Source organism: Paenibacillus rhizoryzae (genome assembly GCF_059686995.1).
On the sequence record NZ_JCAALT010000004.1, the window covers coordinates 226,588 to 248,277 of the forward strand.

Here is a 21,690-nt window from a genome sequence, read left to right on the forward strand (position 1 = left end):
TCCCTCATTCTATTGTCTACTTTGGTAATTATTTAAATACAGGCTCTTTAAATTGGGCAAGCTTAGCAAAAGAGTCCTTGTCTACATCCGCATGCAGGCTGTTGCCATGGGAATCCATCGTTACGACGGCAGCGAAGCCTTCCGTCTTCAGATGCCACATCGCTTCCGGAATACCGAATTCCATAAAGTCGACGCCGTTTACATTCTTGAAGCATTCCGCATAGTACTGTGCCGCACCGCCGATTGCATTCAGATAAACCGCACCGTGCTCCTGCAGGGCAGCAAGCGTCTTCGGTCCCATTCCGCCTTTGCCGATAACGGCGCGGATGCCGAACTTCTTAATGATATCGCCTTGGTAAGGCTCCTCGCGAATACTTGTCGTCGGTCCTGCTGCCTTCACGTGCCAACCGCTCTCATCCTTCAACATGACGGGTCCGCAGTGATAAATAACGGAGCCATTCAGGTCGATCGGCGCGTCATGATCCATCAAATGGTGGTGAATCGCGTCACGGCCAGTGTGCATTTCACCATTAATAATGACGATGTCGCCTACTTTCAAGCTGCGCACATCTTCTTCGGAAAGCGGCGTGTTCAGAACCACTTCACGGCGTGCACTGTTCTCCGTTACCGCCTCAGCCGCTTCATCAGCAGCCTGCGATTTCATCGGTGTATCGGAGCCGCTTGGATAAATCCACGATTTGATCTCGCCGCTGTCTGCGGAGAGCAGTACGCCTTGACGGCGGTAAGCCCAGCAATTGTACGCAACGGAGACGAAGTAGCTCGCAGGCAGACGGTTCATGACGCCGACTTTACAGCCGAGCAATGTCACTTGGCCGCCGAAGCCCATTGTACCGATGCCAAGCTTGTTGGCATTCTCCATCACATATTCTTCAAGCTGAGCAAGCTCGGGAATCGTATTCGTATCGTCGGTATGACGGAATAATTGCTGTTTCGCTAATTCATAGCCTGTAGTCCGGTCGCCGCCGATGCCAACGCCGATGAAGCCCGCGCTGCAGCCTTGACCTTGTGCTTGATAGATCGAATGCATGATACATTTGCGAATACCGTCGAGGTCGCGGCCTGCTTTGCCAAGACCCGGAATCTCCATCGGCAGGCTGTACTGGATGTTCTTGTTCTCGCAGCCGCCGCCTTTGAGAATCAGGCGCACATCAATATCGTCCTTCTCCCATTGCTCGAAGTGAATAACCGGCGTTCCCGGTCCGAGGTTGTCACCCGTGTTGGAGCCGGTGAGCGAATCTACGGAGTTCGTGCGCAGTTTGCCGTCTTTCGTTGCGCGTGCAATGGCACTGCGAATCTGCTGCTTCATAACAATTTGGTTGGCGCCAACCGGCGTATGAACGACAAAGGTCGGCATGCCTGTATCCTGACAGATCGGGGAGACATTGCACTCCGCCATCTCAATGTTCGTTGCAATCGTGGAGAGCGACAGTCCTGCGCGAGTTGCGCGGTCCTCCGCCTCTTGTGCGGCTTGAATCACTTTCCGGACGTCTCCCGGTAGATTCGTAGAAGTTTCAACAATAAGGTTATACACACTCTGTTCAAAATGCTGCATAAGGCCTAAATGGCTCCTCTCTCTATTCGTTAATCGTCTTTCCTTATATAATCAATCTATATCATACCATATCCTAATCGAGCGGGCATACCGCTTTCGGCGCCTCATATGTTCTCCTATTTCTAGAGTAGAAGGAGCTTACTTCCAAATATGGACAGTCCATTTATCGCTTATATGTACCGGCTTCGTTATATCGAGAGATGGAGCCTCATGCGCAATACCACCCGTGAAAATGTTGCGGAGCATTCCTATCATGTTGCGCTTCTCTCGCATATGCTTTGCGAGATTGGCAATCAGCTGTTCGGCCGTTCGCTGAATGCCGACCGTGCTGTTACGATGGCGCTGTTCCACGACGCCACCGAAGTGTTCACCGGCGATATCCCAACGCCGGTCAAGCATCACAATCCGAAGATGCTCGCGAACTTCCGCGAGATCGAGGCGCTTGCCGCCGAGCGGCTGCTCAGCATGGTGCCGGAGCCGCTGCAGGCTGCTTATGAGCCGCTCGTCATCGGAGCTGCACATGACGACGAGGAGAAGGATCTGCTCAAGATGGTGAAAGCCGCAGATCTGCTGGATGCGTACATGAAGTGCCTCTCCGAGCTGTCCTCCGGCAATCGCGAATTCGCTGTCGCCAAGGGGCAGACGGAGCAGAAGCTCGCTGATCTGAACATGCAAGAGGTCAATTGGTTCCTGACTTATATGGCGCCAAGCTTCAACAAGACGCTGGATGAGCTGTCCGAACATGAGGCTTAGCTTAGGAGCTTATCCTCAAGCTGGCAGAAGGTGCGATTGGGGATATATCTATGAATCTGCTGCTGACCCCTATTTGCTGGGAACTGCTTCACATTTAATCTAAATCGAGCGGAAGAAAAGGTGAGCGGTGATGGAAGACAACCGGACTTGCATGCGGATTCGTACGAAGGGAAACTATCAGGGGAAACAAGGGTTCGACTATCAAGAGGCAATATCTGCTGAGAGTGTCGGCTCGACCGGGCTCTGCATGCACTTGCTAACCATCCCACCTGGCGGCCGTGCCAAAGCGCATCTGCATGAGAATCACGAATCTTCGATTTATGTATTATCAGGCCGAGCCGGCATGTGGTATGGCGAGAGGCTTGAACAGCATATGGAGGTCGAAGCCGGGGATTTCATGTATATTCCGGCAGGCGTGCCACACCTGCCATATAACCGTTCGGATTCGGAGGTTTGCACGGCGGTCATCGCCCGCACCGATCCGAACGAACAGGAGAGCGTAACGTTGCTGCCGGAGTTGGATGATCTTCATCGTTCGATGTAGCAAATTGAAACTGCTGAAGCTGTTGCGCTGCGGCTTGATTCCGATTCACGCCGGTTCTCAGCGGCGCAACGGCTCACCATGAATGACATGCCAATGGAGATGCTTCGAATCCTGGTATTGGCCCAGGTTCGTAATGACCCGGCATGCACCGTGTTCTGTCGTAACTTTGGACGCCACCTGTTTCACGACCTCTAGCAATTCTAGAAGCAAGTCATTGTCGCTCGGCTCCAAAGTGAGCAAGGAGGAAATGTGTTTCTTCGGAATCGCAACGATGTGCACCGGATAGAACGGACGCGTGTGATAATACGCAAGCACATTATCCGTCTCTATTACTTTCTGAACCTGTGTTCGACCGCTTAAAACTTCCTCGCAATAGAAATCCTCCGACATGAGTTTCCTCTCCTTTGTTAAACTGGTGTATGTAACCACCTTACGCTAACGCACCCACGAGGCTTTATTTGCTCGAAATTAGCAGTTCATAATTTCTAAAGCATTGTTGAGGCCTATTGCCACGAAATAAGCAGTTCATAATTTCTAACGAACCGTAGAGGCCTTATTTACCCGAAATAAGCCGATAATGATTTCTAACGAATCGTAGGGGCCTTATTCAGGGGATTGGGCTCGAAAAACGGCGTTTCGGCACCAAATAGCGCCTGTAGAATTCGTTAGAATTTCAAAGCCACTTTTTACGCTCAAATAAGACCTCTGTCGTTCGTTAAAATAAATCCACCTCTGCAGCGGAGCAGAAGCTTCCTCACACTTTAAACCTCTCCATCACCGGCTCCCCCGACAAATAAAGCCGGCACAGATTCGCGCTGAATCCGGGCATGCGCTCGCGAATCCATGGATGGACATCTCGATTCTCCATCTGGAACGCGTAGTAGCCGAGGACCGCGATCAGCATCCAGCCTTCCAGCAGCACCTTCGCTTGATCCGGCACGTCGCCGGTGTCTCCATAATAGCCAGCAAGAAAATGCAGTCGTTGCTCCGCGGGGACGACCAATGCACCCATCCCCACATCAAACAGGTAGTAGCCGCTCCCGCATAATCCATAATCTATGAAACAAATCTCTCCCGCTGGGGTCAAAATCATGTTACTCATGTTCAAGTCGCCATGGATGATTCCGTACGTTTCCTCTGACTTGCCTAAGCTCTCAAGTCGAGCATTCACGAGACGAATCGTTTGCTCCACACAATGAAATTCATCCTCGCCAAAAAGTCCCTGTTCAACGCCGCGCCGAATTTGAGTGATCATCAGGCGATTGCGTTCGATACCTTGCGAAGGTCTGCTATCAGAATCGAACTGCGATTGATAGCTTCGAAAGAACCGGTGCATCGACGCAATATGAGCCCCGAGTTCCTTCGCCATGGCTGGATCGGATTCACAGGTTTGCTTATTCAAAACCGTCCCCTCCACCCACGTCAGCAGCGAACACGGGATCCTTTTCCCATCATGTTCAATATGAGTCAGTAGATTCCCGGAGCTATGATAGACAGGTTTCTGAGCAACAAGCTTCGTACATTTGCCCAGCTCTTCAATGAGCTGCAGCTCGGCCAACAATCCCTTATCCGTTTGCTGCAGCCCCTCGAAATTAATGGTAAGCGGCTGATGAACACGAAATAAGTAGCGTTGACCCGTCTCCGAATCGACCACTTTGTACGTCCGATTCTCATTATGCCTAAGGAAATGAAGCTGCGGCTCTTGAATCCCATAGCCTCGAAGTAGCTCGATCATTGCATCATCTCTCATGCCGCCAGCCCTCCTTGCTTCCCTTCCCAATCATCCCGACGCACTCTGCACCCACACATCCTTGAAGTCGATCCAGCCGAGCGATGACATGGTGATCCCCTTAATCCCCGGATGGTAGGAGGTGTTCGTCTTCTTGTGCAGCAGGAACACGACATGTCCCTCCTCGCGAAGCCGATCCTCGATTTCCCCCATAATTAGTCGGCGTTCTTCGGATGTCTTCGAGGCTAAGGCCGAATCGATTTTGTCCCTCGCCCATGCCCGGAAATCCGGATGCAAATGCTCCTTGAGGAAGCTCCCATGCTGCTCATAGGATTCAATCTCGCACACCTCATCCTGCGCAAATAAGATGCCGTACAGGATCGTGTCCGCCTCGTTGATCAGATCCCTTTTCTTAAAATCATTGGTGTCATGCTGCTCAATATGTACGACTACTCCGTGCTCCCCGCAGCGATCCGCAATCCATTTGGCATCCCGCATATTGAAGCTAGTTGTATAAAGCGTAATCGGCGTCCCATCATAGCCTGACTCGCGCAGCAGCGCTCGCGCCATCGCAGAATCGTGACGGATGCTCCTAAGCGGCGTGTTATCGTCGGGACGGAAACCGCGAGCCGCATACATCCGGTCTTCGCCCAGCTCTCGAATCATCGTATGGCGGTCAATCAGCAGATCAATCGCCTTGCGAAATAACGCGGATTGCTGAGGCCCTTCTTTTCCCAAATTCCAAGTCAGCATCGTGCAGCCTTTGCACAACGTCTCCACCGTAACCCAATCCTCTTCCGGCTTCTGATCCTGCAGATCGTGATCCCAGATGAGCTTCTCCCAGCATTTGCGCGAAGAATCTCCATGCTCCGGGGGCATGAACGCGATGACGACACCGTCCAAATGCGCTCTGCCATTGTAGTAATTCTTGTTCACGGTAAGCACGAACCGATCTTCATTCCACTCCCCGGCCATGAATGGCCCCGTACCGGATGGCTTGCGCCAGAACTGTTCCTCATCGCGCTCGAGTAATTCACGAGGCAGAATGGAGGCTGCCGGCGAGCTCATGAATCGGTGGAAAATACGGTTCGGCTTCTCCAATTCGATTCGAATGGTTCGCAAGCCGACGCTCTCGATCTTAAGCACCGATCGAAGCAGCCAGCTATGTGCCTTCCCGGAGCGCAGCCGCTCTAACGAGAAGATAACATCATCGGCCGTCATTTCATGACCATGATGAAAGTAAACGCCTTTGCGCAGATGAAACTGCCACACGGTCGCTTCCTTATTGGACTCCCATGCATGTGCGATTGCAGGGACGACCCGACCGGCAACCACATCGTAATAAAGGAGCTGATTAAACAGCTGCTTGATCATATGCGCGTCAAACGCATACAGCACATCACCCGGATCCAGCGTCACAATCGGAGTTTGCACGGGAAGCCGCAGCGTATCCACGCTACGCTTGCCATCCAGCACTTCCGTCCGGTAGCCAAAATGAAGCTCCAGCCATTCCGAGAACCGATCCTTCACCGGCGAGCCTCTCCCGTGGGAATGAATCAACTCGAATGCCGGCTTATATTCGCCTCGCTGCGCCATTCTCTGCGCGAGCTCAAGCAGCATCGTATCGCGCTCCAGCAGAAAGACCAGCTGCGAGCGATTCCCTCTTCCTCGCCCCGGCAGCCAGCGAATCCAGCTTTCCTCTTCCATCTTACGCAGTACGAGCTTGACGTTACGGGTTGTGCAATACAGCACTTGCGCAAGCTCATCAAGCGAAACTTCAACAGGTGATCCAGTCGCCGCGATCCCATCAGCGAATCGACTATACAGATCCAAATAGCGTTCAGCGGCAGCCATTTGCATAGCATCATCCCTCCTGTACCCGGTTGAAAAGGGGAAGTGTTTTATGAAGATTCTACTCTTTTTATCCCCTTTTAGCGAGCGCATAATTGAACTATAAACGAGAGGAGGAAAACAACATGTTACAACACACAAACACGTACACGATAGAGAAGCTCGGGCAATACCAACAGGCGGAATTGGAACAAAACCTGCGCAGGGGATTACGGATTAATGCCGTGGAGGAAGCAGACGAACAGGCAGAATCCGAGCAAGCGAATAAGGAACGCGGATGGTTGCACAGATGGTGGAATAATAGGCGGTTCGACACTTCAGTGAAGTGACGACCGCCCTTTTTTTTATTAAAACTCGATGTCTGCCGAAGGGCTGATTTGGGCAAAAGAGGAAAAACGCGCGTTATGTTCTGCAATGATTTCCTCCGCGGTGAGACCGCCGGATCCCCATGTACTATGAGCATCTCCGGCCACGATGATTTCATAGCCAAGCTCAGAAGCTCTTGTCGTCGTCGCATTCACGCACATGTCTGTCTGAAGACCCGCGATGACGAGCTTGCCAACGCCTCGCTCCGACAACACTTGCTGAAGCTCCGTTTCATAGAAAGAATCGGGTTTATACTTCTGGATTCGCGGCTCATCGCCTATCGGAGCAATCGCGGCGTGAATTTCCCAGTTCGGGGAACCTGTTTCCAGCTCTTCGCCTACCCCTTCATTATGCTGGACATAGATGACCGGAACGCCGGCCGCTCTCGCTCTCGCCAGCAAACCGTTGATCCGCTCCAGCAATGCCTCGCCATTATAAACAGGATATGACTCCGCGAACATCGCCGATTGAACGTCAATGACTAGTAATGCCGTATTCGAATTCTCACTCATCTTCTTAATCCCCTCTCACACGATTAATCGTTACTCTTCAAACAACCGTTCGCCCTTATGCAGACGCCATGCAATTTGTGCCGTATGCGGCAGTTCGCGCGCTGTCGGCGCATGTGCAGCCAAGTACCTTGTACAAGCAAGCAGCATCGTCTCTTGTGCCCTCGCCGCAAATTCATCCGACCTTAAGCGCCAGCGCTCATATTCGGCAAAAGCAGCCTCCGCCATCTGGAACGTATGGAACTCCGCATCCTCACGGAGCAGCGCATGACCGAGTGTATTCAGCAGCGCATTCATCTCGCCGCTGCTTCTCAAGTAATCGAATACCCACTTCGCTGCCTGATCTACTTGCTGGCGCTGATCGAGCAGTTGAAGCAGCTCCGCCGTATTCGTCGCCGCATTCACATCGCCGGGAGCCGCTTTCGGCCGTTTCGCCGACGGCACATTCAAGAATCGATCCAAGTACACACTCATCGCGCCATGGAAAATAGCACGAACAAGCAGCGGTTCCCCGGAGCGTAACAAACGCTCATGCAAAGCATGCGAATAGGTGAACGTATGGAGCACCGCAATCCAATCACGGTGATCGTTCTGCGTGTGGAAGCGGACTACGCGCTCGGCAGAGGCAAGCGTGACCAGCTGCGCCAGCTGTGACGGTGCTGCGCCTGCCAATAGCAGCTCTTTCAGCAGCGCTATCGTTTCAAGCGGTTCTTCGCTGAGCAGCTGTTGCAGAATGGCCTCTTCATCGAGGGCAGCAACTCCTCCAGCCCGCGCCTCCGCTAGCTCTTTCACAGCCTCATGAATCGGCTCAACCAGATTGATCGGTGCCTGCCAGTGATGCTGTTCTTCGCTCCGAGATGGATTTCCCATCATATGCAGCAGCGAGGTGAGCACCTGCTTGGATTGATCAGCACCTACAAGCTCAAGCGCTTCAAACGCCTTATTGTGAAAATCAAATACATGACCGCCGTCCAGATAGAAATGATCCGTTGCGGCAATCAGCATCATATCAGCCAATTGCTCCGGACTCATTCCTTTCTCAATCGCTGTAATGACCAGCTTCTCGGCGCCTTGCGTATCTCGAACCTCGATGCAATTGCGGTACCAGCCCGCAAGCCGCTCGAAGGAAACGTCTGCACCCGGCAATGCGCCGAGCAAATAATGAATGCCGCGGCCCGAGCTGCCCCTCGCTACATGTACGAGGCCTTGATAGAGCGCCAGAATTCGCCCTGTCTTGTCCAGCTTCGGGATCACGCGGACCATCGCCGTCAGAATCGTCAATCCTGAATTCCAGCCGCTTCCGCTGCGCGTTCCGAAGGCGATACCGACGCCGGCAATCTCGGCATCCGGCACATTGGCTTCCACCAGACCAACGACTGCTTTGGCGATAACGATGCTAATATTTTGCTCCAAACCTTCCGTGAGGCGATCTTTATATTTCTGAATATGGTTCGCTATCTTCGGCTGCGGGTTCACCCACACGGTCTCTTCTTCCACACTGACTTCATAGGATGGCACATCATCCGCCCAAGGATCGAGCGTCCCGCCGCTGCAAACGTCGAAACGGGCATGATGCCAGTGACAAGTTAAGATACCGTCGCACAAACTTCCCATATGAAGCGGAAACCCGAGATGCGGGCAACGGTTATCGACGGCGAAGATGCCTTCCTCATGCACGAAGACGGCAATCCCGCCTTTAATGACAGCCGATCCTTTCTCCTTCAATTCTTGGACTGAGCCGGCTTTGATCCACTCTGCGGTTCGATTCATATTCAGCCTCCTTCAAAATGATGGTGCTACCTACTTCTTCTATAGCCGCGGAGTCTAGTCCTTCATTAACCAGAACATTACATACTGCATTGCAGCCGTCCCTGCAACGACAACCGGAAGCCAGATCGATTCCAAGTCTTTGGAAACAAAGAGCAGCAGCGTAATCGATATAATCCGGCCCGCATTCAGAAACACTTCCCGCATCACAACCGATTCAACCTTGAGCTGTCCTTTGAGCGGCAGTTTGCCAATGAGCCTGTAATAATAGGAGGTTAGCGTATTCACTGCGAGCGGATTGCAAATCGAGAAGGCAACCATATAGAAGACAACCGTCCATGCAGACACATCATAGAGAAGGAATGCCGCACCTACCAAAATCCCACTCGTGGAAAACAGCACATGCTTGCGCACCTGCTCCTTCTTCGCTTTACGCGATATGACATACCCGGTTGCGACGGTTAATGCGGAGAAGCATACACCCAGATAGCCGACGAAGTCTTCCCTTCCGACGGTTTGATAGAGCAGAATGTTCGGCAGAAACAGCATAATGCCTTGAAATAATCCCAGAACAAAGAACGCCAGCAGACCTTTGACCCATTGCACGTTCTTTCGCATGACAATGCCCATTAACTTCAAATGATAGACGCGGTGATGGGACGCTATCGTTGGAATTCGGAAACTGATAATGGAAGCTACCAGAAACATGATGAATGCAAGCAGGAAGGTGATGATATAACCGCTCAAGCCTTCGTTGAATTGGATGATAAAGCCGGCAAGCGCAGGTCCAAGCAGACCTGCCAAGTTAAAGACGACCATATTAATAGCCAGAAATCGGACACGATTGTTTTCCGTCGATACGTCGTACATAAGAACAAGATATCCGGTCCAATACAAGCCCGACGCTAATCCGTGAAAAATTGCAAAAAGCACATACCACGCCGCTACCTGCTCCTGTGCGATAACAACCAGCAGATAGAAAATTGCAATCATGAGGATACCGAGCCGATAGGTGACCATCCGATCCTTGCGTTTCGTGATCCATCCACCTAGCGCGAACGCAACAGGTGTGAACAAGAATACGATCATATTATAGAAACCATTTACGGCCAAATCATGCGTGAGCCGCCACAAATACAAGTTCAGAAACAACCCCGACATCGAGGCGCCGAATTGAAAGCAGCCGTGGATGATCAGCGCAACCAGCGCTTCCCTCCCAAGCTCTCTCTCCTTTGGAACCGGACTGCCTTTGATCGCATTCCATCTTATTCCTAAACTTGCCTTCATCTGCACGGGGCCACCCTTCGACTTAGCTGCTACCAATTGCTGTCATTGTAACATAGCAGCCAATTCAGGTAAGCGCTTTAACCAACCGCTCTGGGCCAAATAACCTCTTCTGCTAGAATCTTGCTTGAATTCCGCCGTATAATCGGTCTTTTTGCCCAGATAAAGGGGATTCAGGCTGTCATGTTCTGCTTGACTGACGCTGCTGCCAATAATTGAAGCCAAGCATGTCCGAATCGCCCTATATAAATGTCCGAAATGAGCCCTTTCAGTCGGCTAGTAATCGTTTACAATGAGGGTGACGATGACGATAGAGGAGGCAATTTATTATGTGGCAAGCATCCTGGATTTGGGGCAGCGGCGAGGAAAGTCCTCGCAATGAATGGCGCTGCTTCCGTAAAACCTTTCAATTCGAGCCAACCGGCACCAGCGAAACGAAGCTGAAGCTAACAGCGGATTCCCGCTACGTTCTTTATGTGAATGGAACGCAGGTTGGCCGCGGGCCGGTCCGCTCTTGGCCGTTTGAGCTGGCTTACGATGAATATGAAATCGGCCATTTGCTGCACAGTGGCGCTATGAATACAATCGCGGTATTGGTGCTGCATTCAGGTATTTCTACCTTTCAATATTTGAGAGGCAGAGGCGGCTTGCTGCTGCAAGTCGAGGATACGGATGGCACTGCTTTACTTTGCACCGACGATTCTTGGACAACTGCAATTCACACCGCTTATGATGTGGCCTCTTCACGTATCTCTTGCCAGCTGCCGTTCACAGATCGGTATGATGCACGCAACTGGGATGATGCTTGGGTGAATGCGCAATATGACGATGCAGCTTGGGAGCAGGCAACGGTCATTGGCAACGTCGGCATGGCCCCATGGACAAGCCTTGTGCCAAGATCGATTCCTTATCTAACCGAAGAGCCGATCTACCCGGCGCGGGTGGAAGAGATGTCATTCGTAAAGCCGGTTGCTTGGAGTGCCGTATTCGATGTTCGCACGATGCTCGTTCCGGATAGCGTGAATCACGCGAATCCGATTTCTTTTATCGGGCTTATGGCTACTGTCCTCACGCTTCCGGAAGCAGCTGCTTTTACAATTGGCACCGTGGACGGAGGCAGAGTCCCGTTCCGCGTTCGCGTTGGCGGCAAATGGTATAGAGATGACGACTTCGCCGGTGAGCGGCCAAACATGTTCCTCGAGCTATCCTTGCAGGCAGGCGAGCATTTCATCCTGTTCGATCTGAGTGGCGGCTCGCACGGACATGGCTATCACCTCGGTTTTCATTGCGACGGACCGTTTGAGCTGCGTTCCCCAATTGCTGCGCATGCGCAAATGAGTAATGTGCCTTTTGCCCAGATCGGAGCATTCGATTCAGCCGAGCATATCGACCATCAGCCCGGCGTGTCGATGAAGCAGGAGCAGCCTCTCTATGAAGCTGTGAAGCAAATTGATTCCGTAGAGCAGCTGAGTGAGTTTGCCGAGTGGATCCATCCGATCCCGCCTCAGCTGGTTCATTTTACCGACGTCTATACCCAAACCGCTTGGCGTGTAGTGGACCTGCCGCAGCCGGTTCCGGTTCAATTGCAGCAATCCGTTCTCGCTGGGTCAAATGCGGGCATTGTGCCATTGCATGCGGAGCTGGATACCGAAATCTTGATCGATTTTGGACGTGAGCTGACCGGATATGTGGCCTTTACGATCGATGCCGCCGAAGGCACCATCGTGGACGGCTACGGTTTTGAATATATGCGCGATGGCTGGCGCCAATACACATATGAGCTCGACAATACATTCCGTTATACTTGCCGTGAAGGCAGACAATCTTATGTCTCCGTCGTTCGCCGAGGCCTGCGTTATCTTGCGATTACGGTGCGCGGTGCAACAAGGCCGGTGAAGCTGGTTGAAGTCAAAATGATCCAAAGCAACTTCCCGGTCGCCAATGTCGGTACCTTCCAATCCAGCAATGCGAAGCTGAACGAAATTTGGCGGATTAGCCGGGATACCACGCGGCTATGCATGGAGGATACGTTCGTGGATTGCCCGGCTTTCGAGCAAACCTATTGGGTTGGCGATGCTCGCAATGCCTCACTGATTAACTATTATGCATTCGGTTCTGCTGAAATCGTGGAGCGTTGTTTACGCCTTGTGCCAGGCTCAGCCTTCCAATCGCCGCTCTATGGCGATCAGGTGCCAAGCGGCTGGAGCAGTGTCATCCCGAACTGGACGCTATTCTGGGTTTCGGCTTGCCTGGAGCATTACCAATACACCGGCAACGAAACCTTTGCGCGTGAAATGTGGCCTCATGTTCGCTTTACGCTGCAGCATTACTTGCAGAAGATCGACGAGCGCGGTCTGCTGAACATTAGCGGCTGGAATCTGCTCGATTGGGCAGCCTTTGAACAGCCGGGCGAAGGCATCGTAGCACCGCAAAACATGTTCCTCGTCAAAGCGCTCCGCGATGCTGCGCAGCTGGCTGATACCGCCGGTGACGAGTTTATCGGAGCAGGATTCCGTGAACGTGCCGTGCAAATCCGCGATGCCATCAATAACGTCCTATGGGATGAGGGCCGCCAAGCTTATCTGGATTGCATTCATGCTGACGGTTCGCCGTCGTCTACAACCAGTATGCAAACGCAGGTAGTCGCTTGCTTGTGCGACATTACTACTGAGGAACGCTTGCAAGTGTTGAAGCGTTACATCGTAGAGCCGCCGGCAGCATTCGTCCAAATCGGCAGCCCGTTCATGTCCTTCTTCTACCATGAAGCGCTGGCCAAGCTCGGACTTCCAGATACGATGGCAGCCGATATCCTGGAGCAATATGGGGTCATGGTAGACCAAGGCGCCACTTCCGTCTGGGAAGTGTATCCGACCGGCAATATTACGATAAACTCCAAAATGCTCACGCGCAGCCATTGTCACGCTTGGTCCGCGGGTCCGGTCTATTTCCTCGGTGCCGAGGTGCTTGGCGTTCGCGGGCTGACACCGGGTTGGACAAAGGTTGAGGTTGCACCGAAGCCGGTTGGTCTGACTTGGGCACGCGGCTCTGTCCCGGTTCCGGGCAGCGGCAGCATCAGCGTATCCTGGAAAGTCGATGAGCAGACGAAAGTAATGCAGCTTCGTGTGGTTGCACCGTCCCATATCGAGCTTCAGCTAGTGAAGCCTGATGGATATGAGCTTGAAGTGGAACAAGTCCTACTTGGGTAGAACAGTAAGAGCCTGGTGAGTATTCGCCAGGCTCTTTCTGGCTGCCCGAGCCATGGACCTCTTCACGCTTGCGGCTGCCACTTTATCTTTCGTCTCCGAACCTATAAAGCTGTTTCAGAATCGACCTCGCGCTATTTCCCGCTCCGTCCTTCCACGTGTTCAGCATCCGGAAATCCGTATTGTCCGTAATTTGATCCAAGCTGCCGATTAATCGGTTCCGGACCAACCATTGCAGACCCTCGTCTTGAATCCGGTTCGCTAAATGTCCTCCGATTTCGCCGCCGTTCATCACTAGGAATGGACGCGTAAAGAAGCTCGTCACCTCATCCGGCACCGGTTCAGTTATGCCAAGTTCGTTATGCATATGGGCCATATGTTTATAAATGCTGTTCAGCCCTTGCTCCCGCTCTTTCCACACTGTCGCCGTTTGAACCTTCCAAAGGAGCGGCGTCAGCGTTTCCGCGCAGCGCAGCTTTCCAAAAGCTGTACCGAACCATTTGGGATACGGTGCATACTGACGCTCCATGAGGAAACACAGGTTCATAACATCTCGGATTAGCCGGGTTGCAATAACGGCCGAACCGAGCTCATCCCCGGCATAGCCGGCTCGAAGCATCAAATGCTCCTCTTGACCGATACGCTGCCACACGCAAGCCAGCAGATAGTACCACACCTCATCAGGGTAGAACTGCAATTGCCCGCGCAGCTCAGTCAACCGTCCATGATCATCATGGAACACGGTGCCCTTCGTCAACTCAAGCAGCGTTTGCGAAGAGAATGTTAGCCAATCAATCGAGTCCATCGGTTTGCTAAAGTCGTAAGCAAGACAATCCCACGTGAACTGCTGCAATGTCGTAATTACAGTCTTCTCCGATTCAACCGGGACACCATAGAACGTTTCCGGCAATTTATCGCTTATGTAGGCACGGAGCCGATCCGCTAATTCCTCATCTGAATCGTGAAGAAAAAGGAGCGTTCGCGGACCCCAATCATGGTCCTGCGACATCTCCGTATCGAAACCGAGCACTTCGCTGCCTGGTCCGATAAGGGCTGCCGAGTAGGCAATCGATGGGAATGCAGCTAACTGCGGTTGGACGATTTCCTCATAGAAACGCCGGCATAATTCAATCCCTTGCATCGTAACCCACCATTTCATTGCTTTTTCTGAATAAGCCCGATTCCCAGACCGACAGGGTCAACCAAATAGGCAAGATAGAAATCGTCGAATTCCATTTTATCACGAACAATGACCGCTCCGTTGTCTCTTGCTTTCGTAACGGCCTCATCAATTGAAGCTACTTCAATTTGAATCCGTGTCCCATGCGGATGATCCGCCGGACCTCTGCCGATACCGCCGTCAATTCCCGGCTTCTCGGAACCGCCGGTTGTCACGTTCCAATAATCCCATTGCGGTTCCGCAATCTGCCATCCAAACACCTTCTCATAAAATGCTGCTGCTTTCTCCGGCTCTTGGCTGCTTAGCTCGAATCCAATTACTCTCCCCATCAACAATCCCTCGCTTCTATTGGAAATTAGTTCCACCCATCAATAATAGCAAACATATGTTCGCTTGTGAAGAGTGGAAATCGAATAAAAAAAAGACCCTCTTTTCTAAAGGGCCTAATCTTCAATCATGAACCTTATTCAGCAAGTCTGATCGAATTAACGAGGTCTCAGCAGAATGACCGCTCCATCATTGGCAGCAAGCTTTACGATCATATGATCTCCAGCATCCTCTGCATCGCCGCGCCAGCATTCTTCGAGCTGCCACCCCTCCGCGAGCTGTACGCGAATTGACTTTACCTCAGGTGTGTGGTTAATGAGGACCGCGATGCGCTTGCCATCCGTAACGGGATGCTCCGTCAATCCGACTAGCGGGTCTTCCTTGCATAGAGCCCGGCCCTCCACAGCTTCCCGGGATATCGTACGGTAAACTTTCCAATAGGGATTCTCGTCCGGCTGGCCGCATGTTGCTTTCCCTTGTGTCATGGCCAGCTCAATAGGAAGAGACATAAAGTAAACCGTTCCTTTGCCATATGCTGCTCGCGTCAGTACCGGATTGCCGTCCTCTTCCGTCGCCAACACTTCCGCCCGAACGCTGCTGAATGTCCAGCGAAACGACGAAGGAACCGAGATCTGATCTTCTTTCGAACCCAGGATCACTTGTGCCGCCTCCGCACGCCGCTGCCGGTTCACTACAGAAAGCCCGGTCAACTCCGAGAACTGAAGCATGTAGCCGTCATCGACTGACACATACAGGCTCGCCCCCTCCTGAACGCGCTGCAGCAGCTGCTCCCATCTGCGCTTTGGCATTCCCCGAACGCCTGTTACGGAAGGCAGCAAATATAGCTCTGCGTCAGGCAAAGGCTGATCTTCGAACCGGAAGGTCAAATCAAACCCGGCTTGCTTAGACAGCATGAAGCTTCCATAAGCTACCGCCCAATGGTCTTGATCCGAATTCAAGATACATACCGCTTCGATTCGCCTTGGAGGCAGCTCTTTCATCGGATAAGCCGCGATATCCTGCTTTAACTTCGCCATTTCTGTTAGGACTGGTTTTACCCGGCCATCCTCAGTCAACAGACCCAGTTCGCCCTCGCAGGCTACTTCGTCGTAAGGTGCATGCTTCAACTTCGTCTGGTCATTAGCGCACCACCATTGCAAGCCATGCAAACCGTGAGCCCATTGGGCTAACATGCTCGTACGGGCGAACGCGACTGCAACTTCATCCGAACAAACCATTGGCCCCATCGTGCCCATCTCTTCCGCAAAACAAGGCTTCCCCCCAATTCCCTCATAAAATAAGCTTTCAGCCGTGGCATGCAGAGTCGCTCGCATCGTATCCATCGGTTCATAGTCCATATAAGGCGTCCAGTAAGGATACGGGTGAGTTGTCAAAATGTCGGTCAGCTCCCCTTGATCCTGCATCGTCCAGTTCCCATTAGGAAATAGGCAATGCATGCCGGAGATTAGCGGACGGCTGGCATCCGCGCGTTTTATCGCCCCTGACAATGAAGCTGTCCACACATAAGCCTGCTCCCGGCTTTCGACTTTTCCCATACTATTGCACTCATTGCCAAGGTCCCAAGCAATAATGGCAGCCTCCGACTTCATTCGCGAGACAAAATAGGATACGAATTTGACCTGCCAACGAATGGAATCCGCATCGGTTATAATCGACTTGCCGCGAAGCGCTGGCGGAACGAACAGCCTCCCGCTCATCCATCCCGTAATTAATCCAACGATCAGCTTGATGCCGTATTTACACGAGAGCGCTGCGAATGCTTCAAAACGCTGCATCATCACTTCGGATATGCCGGCTTGGCCTGCGTCTGTATCGGGGAAATGTTCTTCGCCGAAACGGTAAGACGAATGATTGCCAAACTCACGATACGTGCGCTCAATAGGTTGAAAATCCGGCCAGAGCGGAAATACGCGCAGCACTTCTATGCCTTCGCTTGCAAGCTTCTTCAAATCCGCTTCGACGACGTCCGGTCTCCAGTCCGACCACATTGCCGTCCCTGCATGTGAAGCCCAATAATTGCATCCAATGAAGAAAGGACTTTCTATTTGATTCAATAGGCGATTCGCGCTCATTATGTAGCTCCATTTCGGGTTTTCTACTACCATAACGCTTTCAAAGGCTTAGATTAATGGACGAAACAACGAAAAATGGACCATTTAAGCCCACACAAACAAAAACCACTTCGATAGGAAGTGGTTTCGTGGCTGCTGCCACTTGCTTATTTATGTTTGCTTCGAATCAAATCCTCTATTTCCCGATCCAGCGAATCCGCTTGACCGGAACGTGCGAGCTCCAGTCTCGCTTCGAGCACCCGGCGCTCCTCATCCTTGCTCGCGAGCAAGGCATCTGCCTGATGATTCGACGAAGATAGGCGATTAGCTTCGAGCTCAGTCGTCGCCATTAACGATCGAATCAATATCGCATCGTGCTTGCTGCTCGCTTCTTGTATCGTTTGCACGAATTGCAAATAACGCTCTTTCATACCGACAAATCGATCTTCCATCTGCTTCATATCCTTGAGCATGGCAGCCAATCGCGCTTTCCCCGTATACTCCTGCTCTAGATAGCGGCGTACGACTTCCGTATTTTGCTGCTCTGCTGCTTGTTCTGCCAGCTGTCGAAACGACAGGTTTTGTTGCTCAACACCACGTATCCGCTCTTTAGCCGATAACAGCTCTGATTCCAACCGATGCACGATCACCGTAATTTCACGCAACCGCTCGTTCGCAGACTCCAAGTAAGCCTCGAAGGAATCTGGCTTCCCTTGCTGCTGCAGCCCTTGACGAAACAGCCCCTTAATCCGATCTACGATTCCCATCATCCCACTCCTGTTGCCGATTAATCATCGCAGTATTTACGTGAATCCGCCGGTTGGAAGGTGGCTTGTGTGATGAATTTCCCCGGAGCTCCGTCATCGCCATATTCAAATACAAACACATGACCTCTTGGAATGACTTTTCCCAATACGGTTACAGCATCCGTCTGCACCCGGTAAACCGAGGGGAAGGGACAGCAGTACCAGTAGGAGTCTTCGGAAATATGCCCTTTGGCCACCAGCTCTTCCACTGTCGTTTCGTAATCCCGTTCGACCCGAGTTTCCACAAAACATTCCCAATGCTCGATCAAATCACGTTCTGCCTGAAAAAACTCGCCTGCACGCTTGATCTCAGGAACAGCCATCGGAGATGTCACTTTCCAAATATCGTTCGAATCTAATTTACAGCGTTTGAAGCTCAAGCCCTGCGTTCCCGATCCGACAGAAGGACATTTGAGCAGCTCGGGATCCTTTAAGCCTTGTGCAATTAACAAATAATTCGATAACGCCATCCAATATTGTTCCTCGGCATCTTCATGGCTTTCTTCCGAAACACGACGACCGTTCGTTATCGTGCCCACGATGGAATCCCCGGCCTGCTTCCGTGTTCGGGCTTCTTCGTAGAGCAGAATTGACTCTCTATACCGATCCTTCTCATTGCGGGCAAGCGATATTTCCAATGCCAGCATTTCTTCCATTTCGGCGGCTGCATGCCGAAGTCCGGCGATGTGTTGAACCGGGCATGGTTTTGGACCTTCAATTTGGGCACCGAGCCGGATAGGCAGCTCAATGCGCGCCGATTGGGCAAAAGAAGCCTCTTGTCTTGCGGCAACCATGATTTCAGGCAGCATCCCGTACCAGACATCGGCTTGATCATGGGTTACGATCGGAACCGGCTTTGGTTCATCGCCGGAGAAGGCGTCGCCCAGCAAAGCATCGGCCATTTTCTGAATGCTTCTGGCTGCTTGCACAAACGCCAACGCTTGTGGAGACGTAGTGTCTGCTAACTCCACGTGGAGGGAATAAATTTGCTCGCCAAGTCGCTTGTAGCTTTCCAAATGTTCGATCGGACAAACCTTTTGACCGGAGAAGGCTTCCAGAAACCAATCTTTAATTCCCATTATGAGATAACCTCCAGATAAGTTCGTATTTATGGCAAGTTAGTTGACAGGGAGCTCTCACGGTGTGAATGCTCATAGGATTCTCTCTAACGAACCGTAGGGGCCTTATTTCAGCAAAATGATCGGATTTAAAATTCTAACGAACCCTACAGTCGCTATTCCATGCAAAGCAGCCTCTTGTCGCCCCATTTACACGCAATAACGCCCTCACGATTCGTTAGATCCAATTTGCCGTTGGTTTCGCTTAAATAACGCCTTCACAGTTCGTTAGAACATATTAGCTGCAACTCTGTTATCCTCCCTCGGCGCTCCCCTTTGAATGATAATGTTGTTTACGCAGATGTATTCCGTTTGTTTCAAACAAAGCCTCCTGTCTTTATTGGATATGAAAAGACTTCATGAACTTATAGTGAATAAGCCGATCCCGCAGTTCCTCTTCTCTCACAAACTGCAAGGCCTCCAGCAGCTTCCGGCATCTTACATTCGCCTCTTCAACAGTGGCCTCAATGTAAGCAAGCTTCATCAGATCGAATCCCAATTGGAGCATCGGTCGGAGCACTTCCTTCATATACCCTTGACCCCAGTAAGCTCGGGCTAAATCAAAGCCAATCTCCGCTCGGGACCCATCTCCTTCATCGTTCACCCAGCAATGGTATCCACAGGTGCCGATCATCGATCCGGTCTCTTTGCTAAACAATCCGTATCTACAACCGCTGTCCTCGATATGGAACCGGATAATCTCCTCAGCTTCCCGGATAGACTGACACGGCTCGATATCCATAAAAGCAGTTACTTCACGGTCTGAGAAATGCTTGAGCACTTCTTCGGCATCCTCCAGCGTCAGCTCTCTCAGAATCAATCTATCTGTCGCAATCGGCGGAAACTCAATCAATATATACACCTCGATCACTCTCGTTTGCCTATCATTTGTATTTATAGTGCAGGTAAGGCTGCCGTGGCTTGCCCCCTTTGGAGATGAACATCGCCCTAGCCGCGCTTTCCAGCTCTTATAAGCTCATTGCCACGGTGACACCACAATCTCGCCAAGCGGCGAAGGCGGCGGATCGAGCTCGGTCTGAACGTGGACGGTTCCCGCCGCATACCAGCCGTCCGGCTGTCTTCCTTCAGATGCAAGTCGGATGGACGGTTCACCGGTAAGTCTGTCGACAAGCGCAACTTCCAGTCGATAATGACCGAGGGGCATATCCGGCGGAATGTCGAGCGACCGCTCATAGGTGATGTCACCCGGAAGCCATGCCCGAATATCGGCGTCTGTCAGATACACCTTGCAGCAACGTTCGTTTACCAGTCGCACCGCCAAAGGAAACCTGCGATAAATCGGCGCAACGCCAAGATTTTCCCACCAGGAGGTAAAATCAAGCTTGCCGCCGGGCTTCACAACATCAGGATAAGTCCACTTACGCAGCGCGAAGCGGTAACCCATTGATCGCAGCCAGCGATTCACCTGACTCTCCCATTCTCGAGGAACCGGCGATGATTTGGGATTAAAGGAGGACATATGCCATTTCAGCGATTGATCGATCACGTAGTCGATATCTACTCCGCGGTGGAACCAAGAATACATTACCCCGCACGATTCAAAGGAGACATGGCCTTTCATCCAAGCATTCTGCATGCCGCATTGAATAATCTGCTGCGGGTAACAGTCCAGCATATGAGCCGCGCCTTCAGTCATATCACCAAGACAATCCATCCGATAGCCCACATTCGCCTTCGTCAGACCATATGCATTGGTATAGGGATCTGTTAGCAGCATGACTAAAGGCGTATCTAGGAACGTATCGGTATAGGAGTCTACTAGAGCCGCTCTCGTATGCTCGGACAACAGGTGAGAGGATTCGCCTTCCCCCCACGCACTGAGGATAGACATATCCACCGTCTCCAAATCCGGATGTCCGTTATACCGCTCCCCCATAAGCCGAATAAAGCCGCCAAAATGCTTCGCGTACAGCGGATTCTCCGGGTCCACCTGCCATTTGGCATCCGGCAGCGGTCTGCTGCTGTTGCCTACTAGGGCACGAAACCAAGCCGGTACATCCTCCGCTTCTCCTACTCCATATGGCGCAATGCGCAGCTGGAGGGTTTGTTTGCGCTCGCGTGCCACAGTCAGCGCAGTGTCGATCAAATCCCAGCGATAGTCACCCGCTTCGGGCTCAAGATACTTCCAGTACACGCGATAATAGGCGAGCGATGTCATGGGATACTCGCTATTGTCCAAGCTTCCGCTATTGTTCTGATATTCGATCGGATGTCCTTCCGTCCAATGCCTTGTTCCCGGATTCAGCTGATCCCCGTTAAACCGTTGAAACGTCGAAAATCCGATGCCCGGATTGACGAGCACGTCACGAATCACCTTCGGATACAATGCGATCCGACTTCCCATGGCCATGCGAACACCCACCTTATCTTTAATAGACGCATCGCTACTAGAATAACATAATATGTAAATTCCGTGCGTTACTGGTTCTTCACAAGAAAATAATAAGCGTACGCGTTCAAAATACCCCGTTGACAGTTCTGAGGGGGCGATGATAAAGTACACACATATACTTTGAAGAACGGAAAGGAGGGTTACGAATATGTTGAACCGACATATGGCTGCATCATTTCTGCCTGCAGGCGGAAC

General features: G+C 51.8%; 18 protein-coding genes. 4 read left to right on the plus strand and 14 right to left on the minus strand.

All coding sequences use genetic code 11. From position 1 onward, the window contains the following. Positions 1 to 28: 28 nt before the first annotated feature. A complete protein-coding gene (locus AC6ESO_RS13615) occupies positions 29 to 1,573 on the minus strand; it encodes a fumarate hydratase (protein ID WP_497091805.1) in 1,545 nt (514 codons plus the stop codon). 150 nt (positions 1,574 to 1,723) lie between these two features. On the opposite strand from AC6ESO_RS13615, the gene yfbR reads away from it, so the two are divergent. Both yfbR and AC6ESO_RS13625 read left to right on the plus strand, forming a co-directional pair. Continuing rightward, on the plus strand, positions 1,724 to 2,326 hold the full coding sequence (gene yfbR / locus AC6ESO_RS13620) for a 5'-deoxynucleotidase (protein WP_497091806.1): 603 nt from the start codon (positions 1,724 to 1,726) through the stop codon (positions 2,324 to 2,326). 130 nt (positions 2,327 to 2,456) lie between these two features. Further along, positions 2,457 to 2,870 carry a cupin domain-containing protein gene (locus tag AC6ESO_RS13625; protein ID WP_497091807.1) on the plus strand — a complete coding sequence of 138 codons (414 nt, stop codon included), beginning with the start codon at positions 2,457 to 2,459 and terminating at the stop codon, positions 2,868 to 2,870. Between the two features lie 57 nt (positions 2,871 to 2,927). Here the strand turns inward: AC6ESO_RS13625 and AC6ESO_RS13630 are convergent, their stop codons facing one another. The 3 genes from AC6ESO_RS13630 to AC6ESO_RS13640 form a co-directional block, all read right to left on the minus strand. Continuing rightward, positions 2,928 to 3,260, minus strand: coding sequence for an HIT domain-containing protein (locus AC6ESO_RS13630; protein ID WP_497091808.1), 333 nt, complete (start codon positions 3,258 to 3,260; stop codon positions 2,928 to 2,930). Between the two features lie 364 nt (positions 3,261 to 3,624). Further along, positions 3,625 to 4,620: a phosphotransferase enzyme family protein gene (locus AC6ESO_RS13635; RefSeq protein ID WP_497091809.1), complete on the minus strand. Its 996-nt coding sequence runs from the start codon at positions 4,618 to 4,620 to the stop codon at positions 3,625 to 3,627. A 30-nt stretch (positions 4,621 to 4,650) separates the two neighbouring features. Next, on the minus strand, positions 4,651 to 6,459 hold the full coding sequence (locus AC6ESO_RS13640; protein WP_497091810.1) for an ABC transporter substrate-binding protein: 1,809 nt from the start codon (positions 6,457 to 6,459) through the stop codon (positions 4,651 to 4,653). 116 nt (positions 6,460 to 6,575) lie between these two features. Here AC6ESO_RS13640 and AC6ESO_RS13645 point away from each other — a divergent pair, with 116 nt between their 5' ends. Continuing rightward, positions 6,576 to 6,779 carry a hypothetical protein gene (locus tag AC6ESO_RS13645; RefSeq protein ID WP_497091811.1) on the plus strand — a complete coding sequence of 68 codons (204 nt, stop codon included), beginning with the start codon at positions 6,576 to 6,578 and terminating at the stop codon, positions 6,777 to 6,779. Positions 6,780 to 6,797: 18 nt separating this feature from the next. On the opposite strand, the gene AC6ESO_RS13650 is transcribed toward AC6ESO_RS13645, so the two are convergent. From AC6ESO_RS13650 to AC6ESO_RS13660, 3 genes are read right to left on the minus strand one after another with little or no spacing between them, the layout of a single operon-like run. Continuing rightward, positions 6,798 to 7,328 carry a cysteine hydrolase family protein gene (locus tag AC6ESO_RS13650; protein ID WP_497091812.1) on the minus strand — a complete coding sequence of 177 codons (531 nt, stop codon included), beginning with the start codon at positions 7,326 to 7,328 and terminating at the stop codon, positions 6,798 to 6,800. Positions 7,329 to 7,358: 30 nt separating this feature from the next. Beyond that, entirely contained in the window at positions 7,359 to 9,095 is a 1,737-nt protein-coding gene (locus AC6ESO_RS13655) for a Rieske (2Fe-2S) protein (protein WP_497091813.1), read from the minus strand. Positions 9,096 to 9,149: 54 nt separating this feature from the next. Continuing rightward, the gene (locus AC6ESO_RS13660; RefSeq protein ID WP_497091814.1) at positions 9,150 to 10,379 is read right to left on the minus strand and encodes an MFS transporter; all 1,230 of its coding nucleotides are present in this window, start codon (positions 10,377 to 10,379) and stop codon (positions 9,150 to 9,152) included. Positions 10,380 to 10,705: 326 nt separating this feature from the next. On the opposite strand from AC6ESO_RS13660, the gene AC6ESO_RS13665 reads away from it, so the two are divergent. Beyond that, entirely contained in the window at positions 10,706 to 13,582 is a 2,877-nt protein-coding gene (locus AC6ESO_RS13665; RefSeq protein ID WP_497091815.1) for a family 78 glycoside hydrolase catalytic domain, read from the plus strand. Positions 13,583 to 13,664: 82 nt separating this feature from the next. On the opposite strand, the gene AC6ESO_RS13670 is transcribed toward AC6ESO_RS13665, so the two are convergent. The 7 genes from AC6ESO_RS13670 to AC6ESO_RS13700 all read right to left on the minus strand — a co-directional run bounded on the left by AC6ESO_RS13670 (position 13,665) and on the right by AC6ESO_RS13700 (position 21,453). After that, positions 13,665 to 14,720 carry a DUF4037 domain-containing protein gene (locus AC6ESO_RS13670; protein ID WP_497091816.1) on the minus strand — a complete coding sequence of 352 codons (1,056 nt, stop codon included), beginning with the start codon at positions 14,718 to 14,720 and terminating at the stop codon, positions 13,665 to 13,667. Positions 14,721 to 14,734: 14 nt separating this feature from the next. Then, positions 14,735 to 15,088: a VOC family protein gene (locus AC6ESO_RS13675; protein ID WP_497091817.1), complete on the minus strand. Its 354-nt coding sequence runs from the start codon at positions 15,086 to 15,088 to the stop codon at positions 14,735 to 14,737. Between the two features lie 156 nt (positions 15,089 to 15,244). Beyond that, a complete protein-coding gene (locus tag AC6ESO_RS13680) occupies positions 15,245 to 17,179 on the minus strand; it encodes a glycoside hydrolase 5 family protein (protein WP_497091818.1) in 1,935 nt (644 codons plus the stop codon). Positions 17,180 to 17,325: 146 nt separating this feature from the next. Continuing rightward, positions 17,326 to 17,928 carry a hypothetical protein gene (locus AC6ESO_RS13685; protein WP_497091819.1) on the minus strand — a complete coding sequence of 201 codons (603 nt, stop codon included), beginning with the start codon at positions 17,926 to 17,928 and terminating at the stop codon, positions 17,326 to 17,328. Between the two features lie 17 nt (positions 17,929 to 17,945). After that, on the minus strand, positions 17,946 to 19,043 hold the full coding sequence (locus AC6ESO_RS13690; RefSeq protein ID WP_497091820.1) for a hypothetical protein: 1,098 nt from the start codon (positions 19,041 to 19,043) through the stop codon (positions 17,946 to 17,948). Positions 19,044 to 19,419: 376 nt separating this feature from the next. Then, positions 19,420 to 19,944 carry a GNAT family N-acetyltransferase gene (locus tag AC6ESO_RS13695; RefSeq protein ID WP_497091821.1) on the minus strand — a complete coding sequence of 175 codons (525 nt, stop codon included), beginning with the start codon at positions 19,942 to 19,944 and terminating at the stop codon, positions 19,420 to 19,422. 114 nt (positions 19,945 to 20,058) lie between these two features. Beyond that, a complete protein-coding gene (locus AC6ESO_RS13700) occupies positions 20,059 to 21,453 on the minus strand; it encodes a DUF4832 domain-containing protein (RefSeq protein ID WP_497091822.1) in 1,395 nt (464 codons plus the stop codon). Positions 21,454 to 21,690: the final 237 nt, after the last annotated feature.

Coding starts and splice junctions, on each gene's coding strand:
- AC6ESO_RS13680 (WP_497091818.1), bottom strand. CDS start 17,179: ATGAGCGCGAATCGCCTATTGAATCAAATAGAAAGTCCTTTCTTCATT.
- AC6ESO_RS13700 (WP_497091822.1), bottom strand. CDS start 21,453: ATGGCCATGGGAAGTCGGATCGCATTGTATCCGAAGGTGATTCGTGAC.
- AC6ESO_RS13640 (WP_497091810.1), bottom strand. CDS start 6,459: ATGCAAATGGCTGCCGCTGAACGCTATTTGGATCTGTATAGTCGATTC.
- AC6ESO_RS13615 (WP_497091805.1), bottom strand. CDS start 1,573: ATGCAGCATTTTGAACAGAGTGTGTATAACCTTATTGTTGAAACTTCT.
- AC6ESO_RS13635 (WP_497091809.1), bottom strand. CDS start 4,620: ATGAGAGATGATGCAATGATCGAGCTACTTCGAGGCTATGGGATTCAA.
- AC6ESO_RS13665 (WP_497091815.1), top strand. CDS start 10,706: ATGTGGCAAGCATCCTGGATTTGGGGCAGCGGCGAGGAAAGTCCTCGC.
- AC6ESO_RS13690 (WP_497091820.1), bottom strand. CDS start 19,043: ATGGGAATTAAAGATTGGTTTCTGGAAGCCTTCTCCGGTCAAAAGGTT.
- yfbR (WP_497091806.1), top strand. CDS start 1,724: ATGGACAGTCCATTTATCGCTTATATGTACCGGCTTCGTTATATCGAG.
- AC6ESO_RS13625 (WP_497091807.1), top strand. CDS start 2,457: ATGGAAGACAACCGGACTTGCATGCGGATTCGTACGAAGGGAAACTAT.
- AC6ESO_RS13685 (WP_497091819.1), bottom strand. CDS start 17,928: ATGATGGGAATCGTAGATCGGATTAAGGGGCTGTTTCGTCAAGGGCTG.
- AC6ESO_RS13675 (WP_497091817.1), bottom strand. CDS start 15,088: ATGGGGAGAGTAATTGGATTCGAGCTAAGCAGCCAAGAGCCGGAGAAA.
- AC6ESO_RS13655 (WP_497091813.1), bottom strand. CDS start 9,095: ATGAATCGAACCGCAGAGTGGATCAAAGCCGGCTCAGTCCAAGAATTG.
- AC6ESO_RS13630 (WP_497091808.1), bottom strand. CDS start 3,260: ATGTCGGAGGATTTCTATTGCGAGGAAGTTTTAAGCGGTCGAACACAG.
- AC6ESO_RS13670 (WP_497091816.1), bottom strand. CDS start 14,720: ATGCAAGGGATTGAATTATGCCGGCGTTTCTATGAGGAAATCGTCCAA.
- AC6ESO_RS13650 (WP_497091812.1), bottom strand. CDS start 7,328: ATGAGTGAGAATTCGAATACGGCATTACTAGTCATTGACGTTCAATCG.
- AC6ESO_RS13660 (WP_497091814.1), bottom strand. CDS start 10,379: ATGAAGGCAAGTTTAGGAATAAGATGGAATGCGATCAAAGGCAGTCCG.
- AC6ESO_RS13645 (WP_497091811.1), top strand. CDS start 6,576: ATGTTACAACACACAAACACGTACACGATAGAGAAGCTCGGGCAATAC.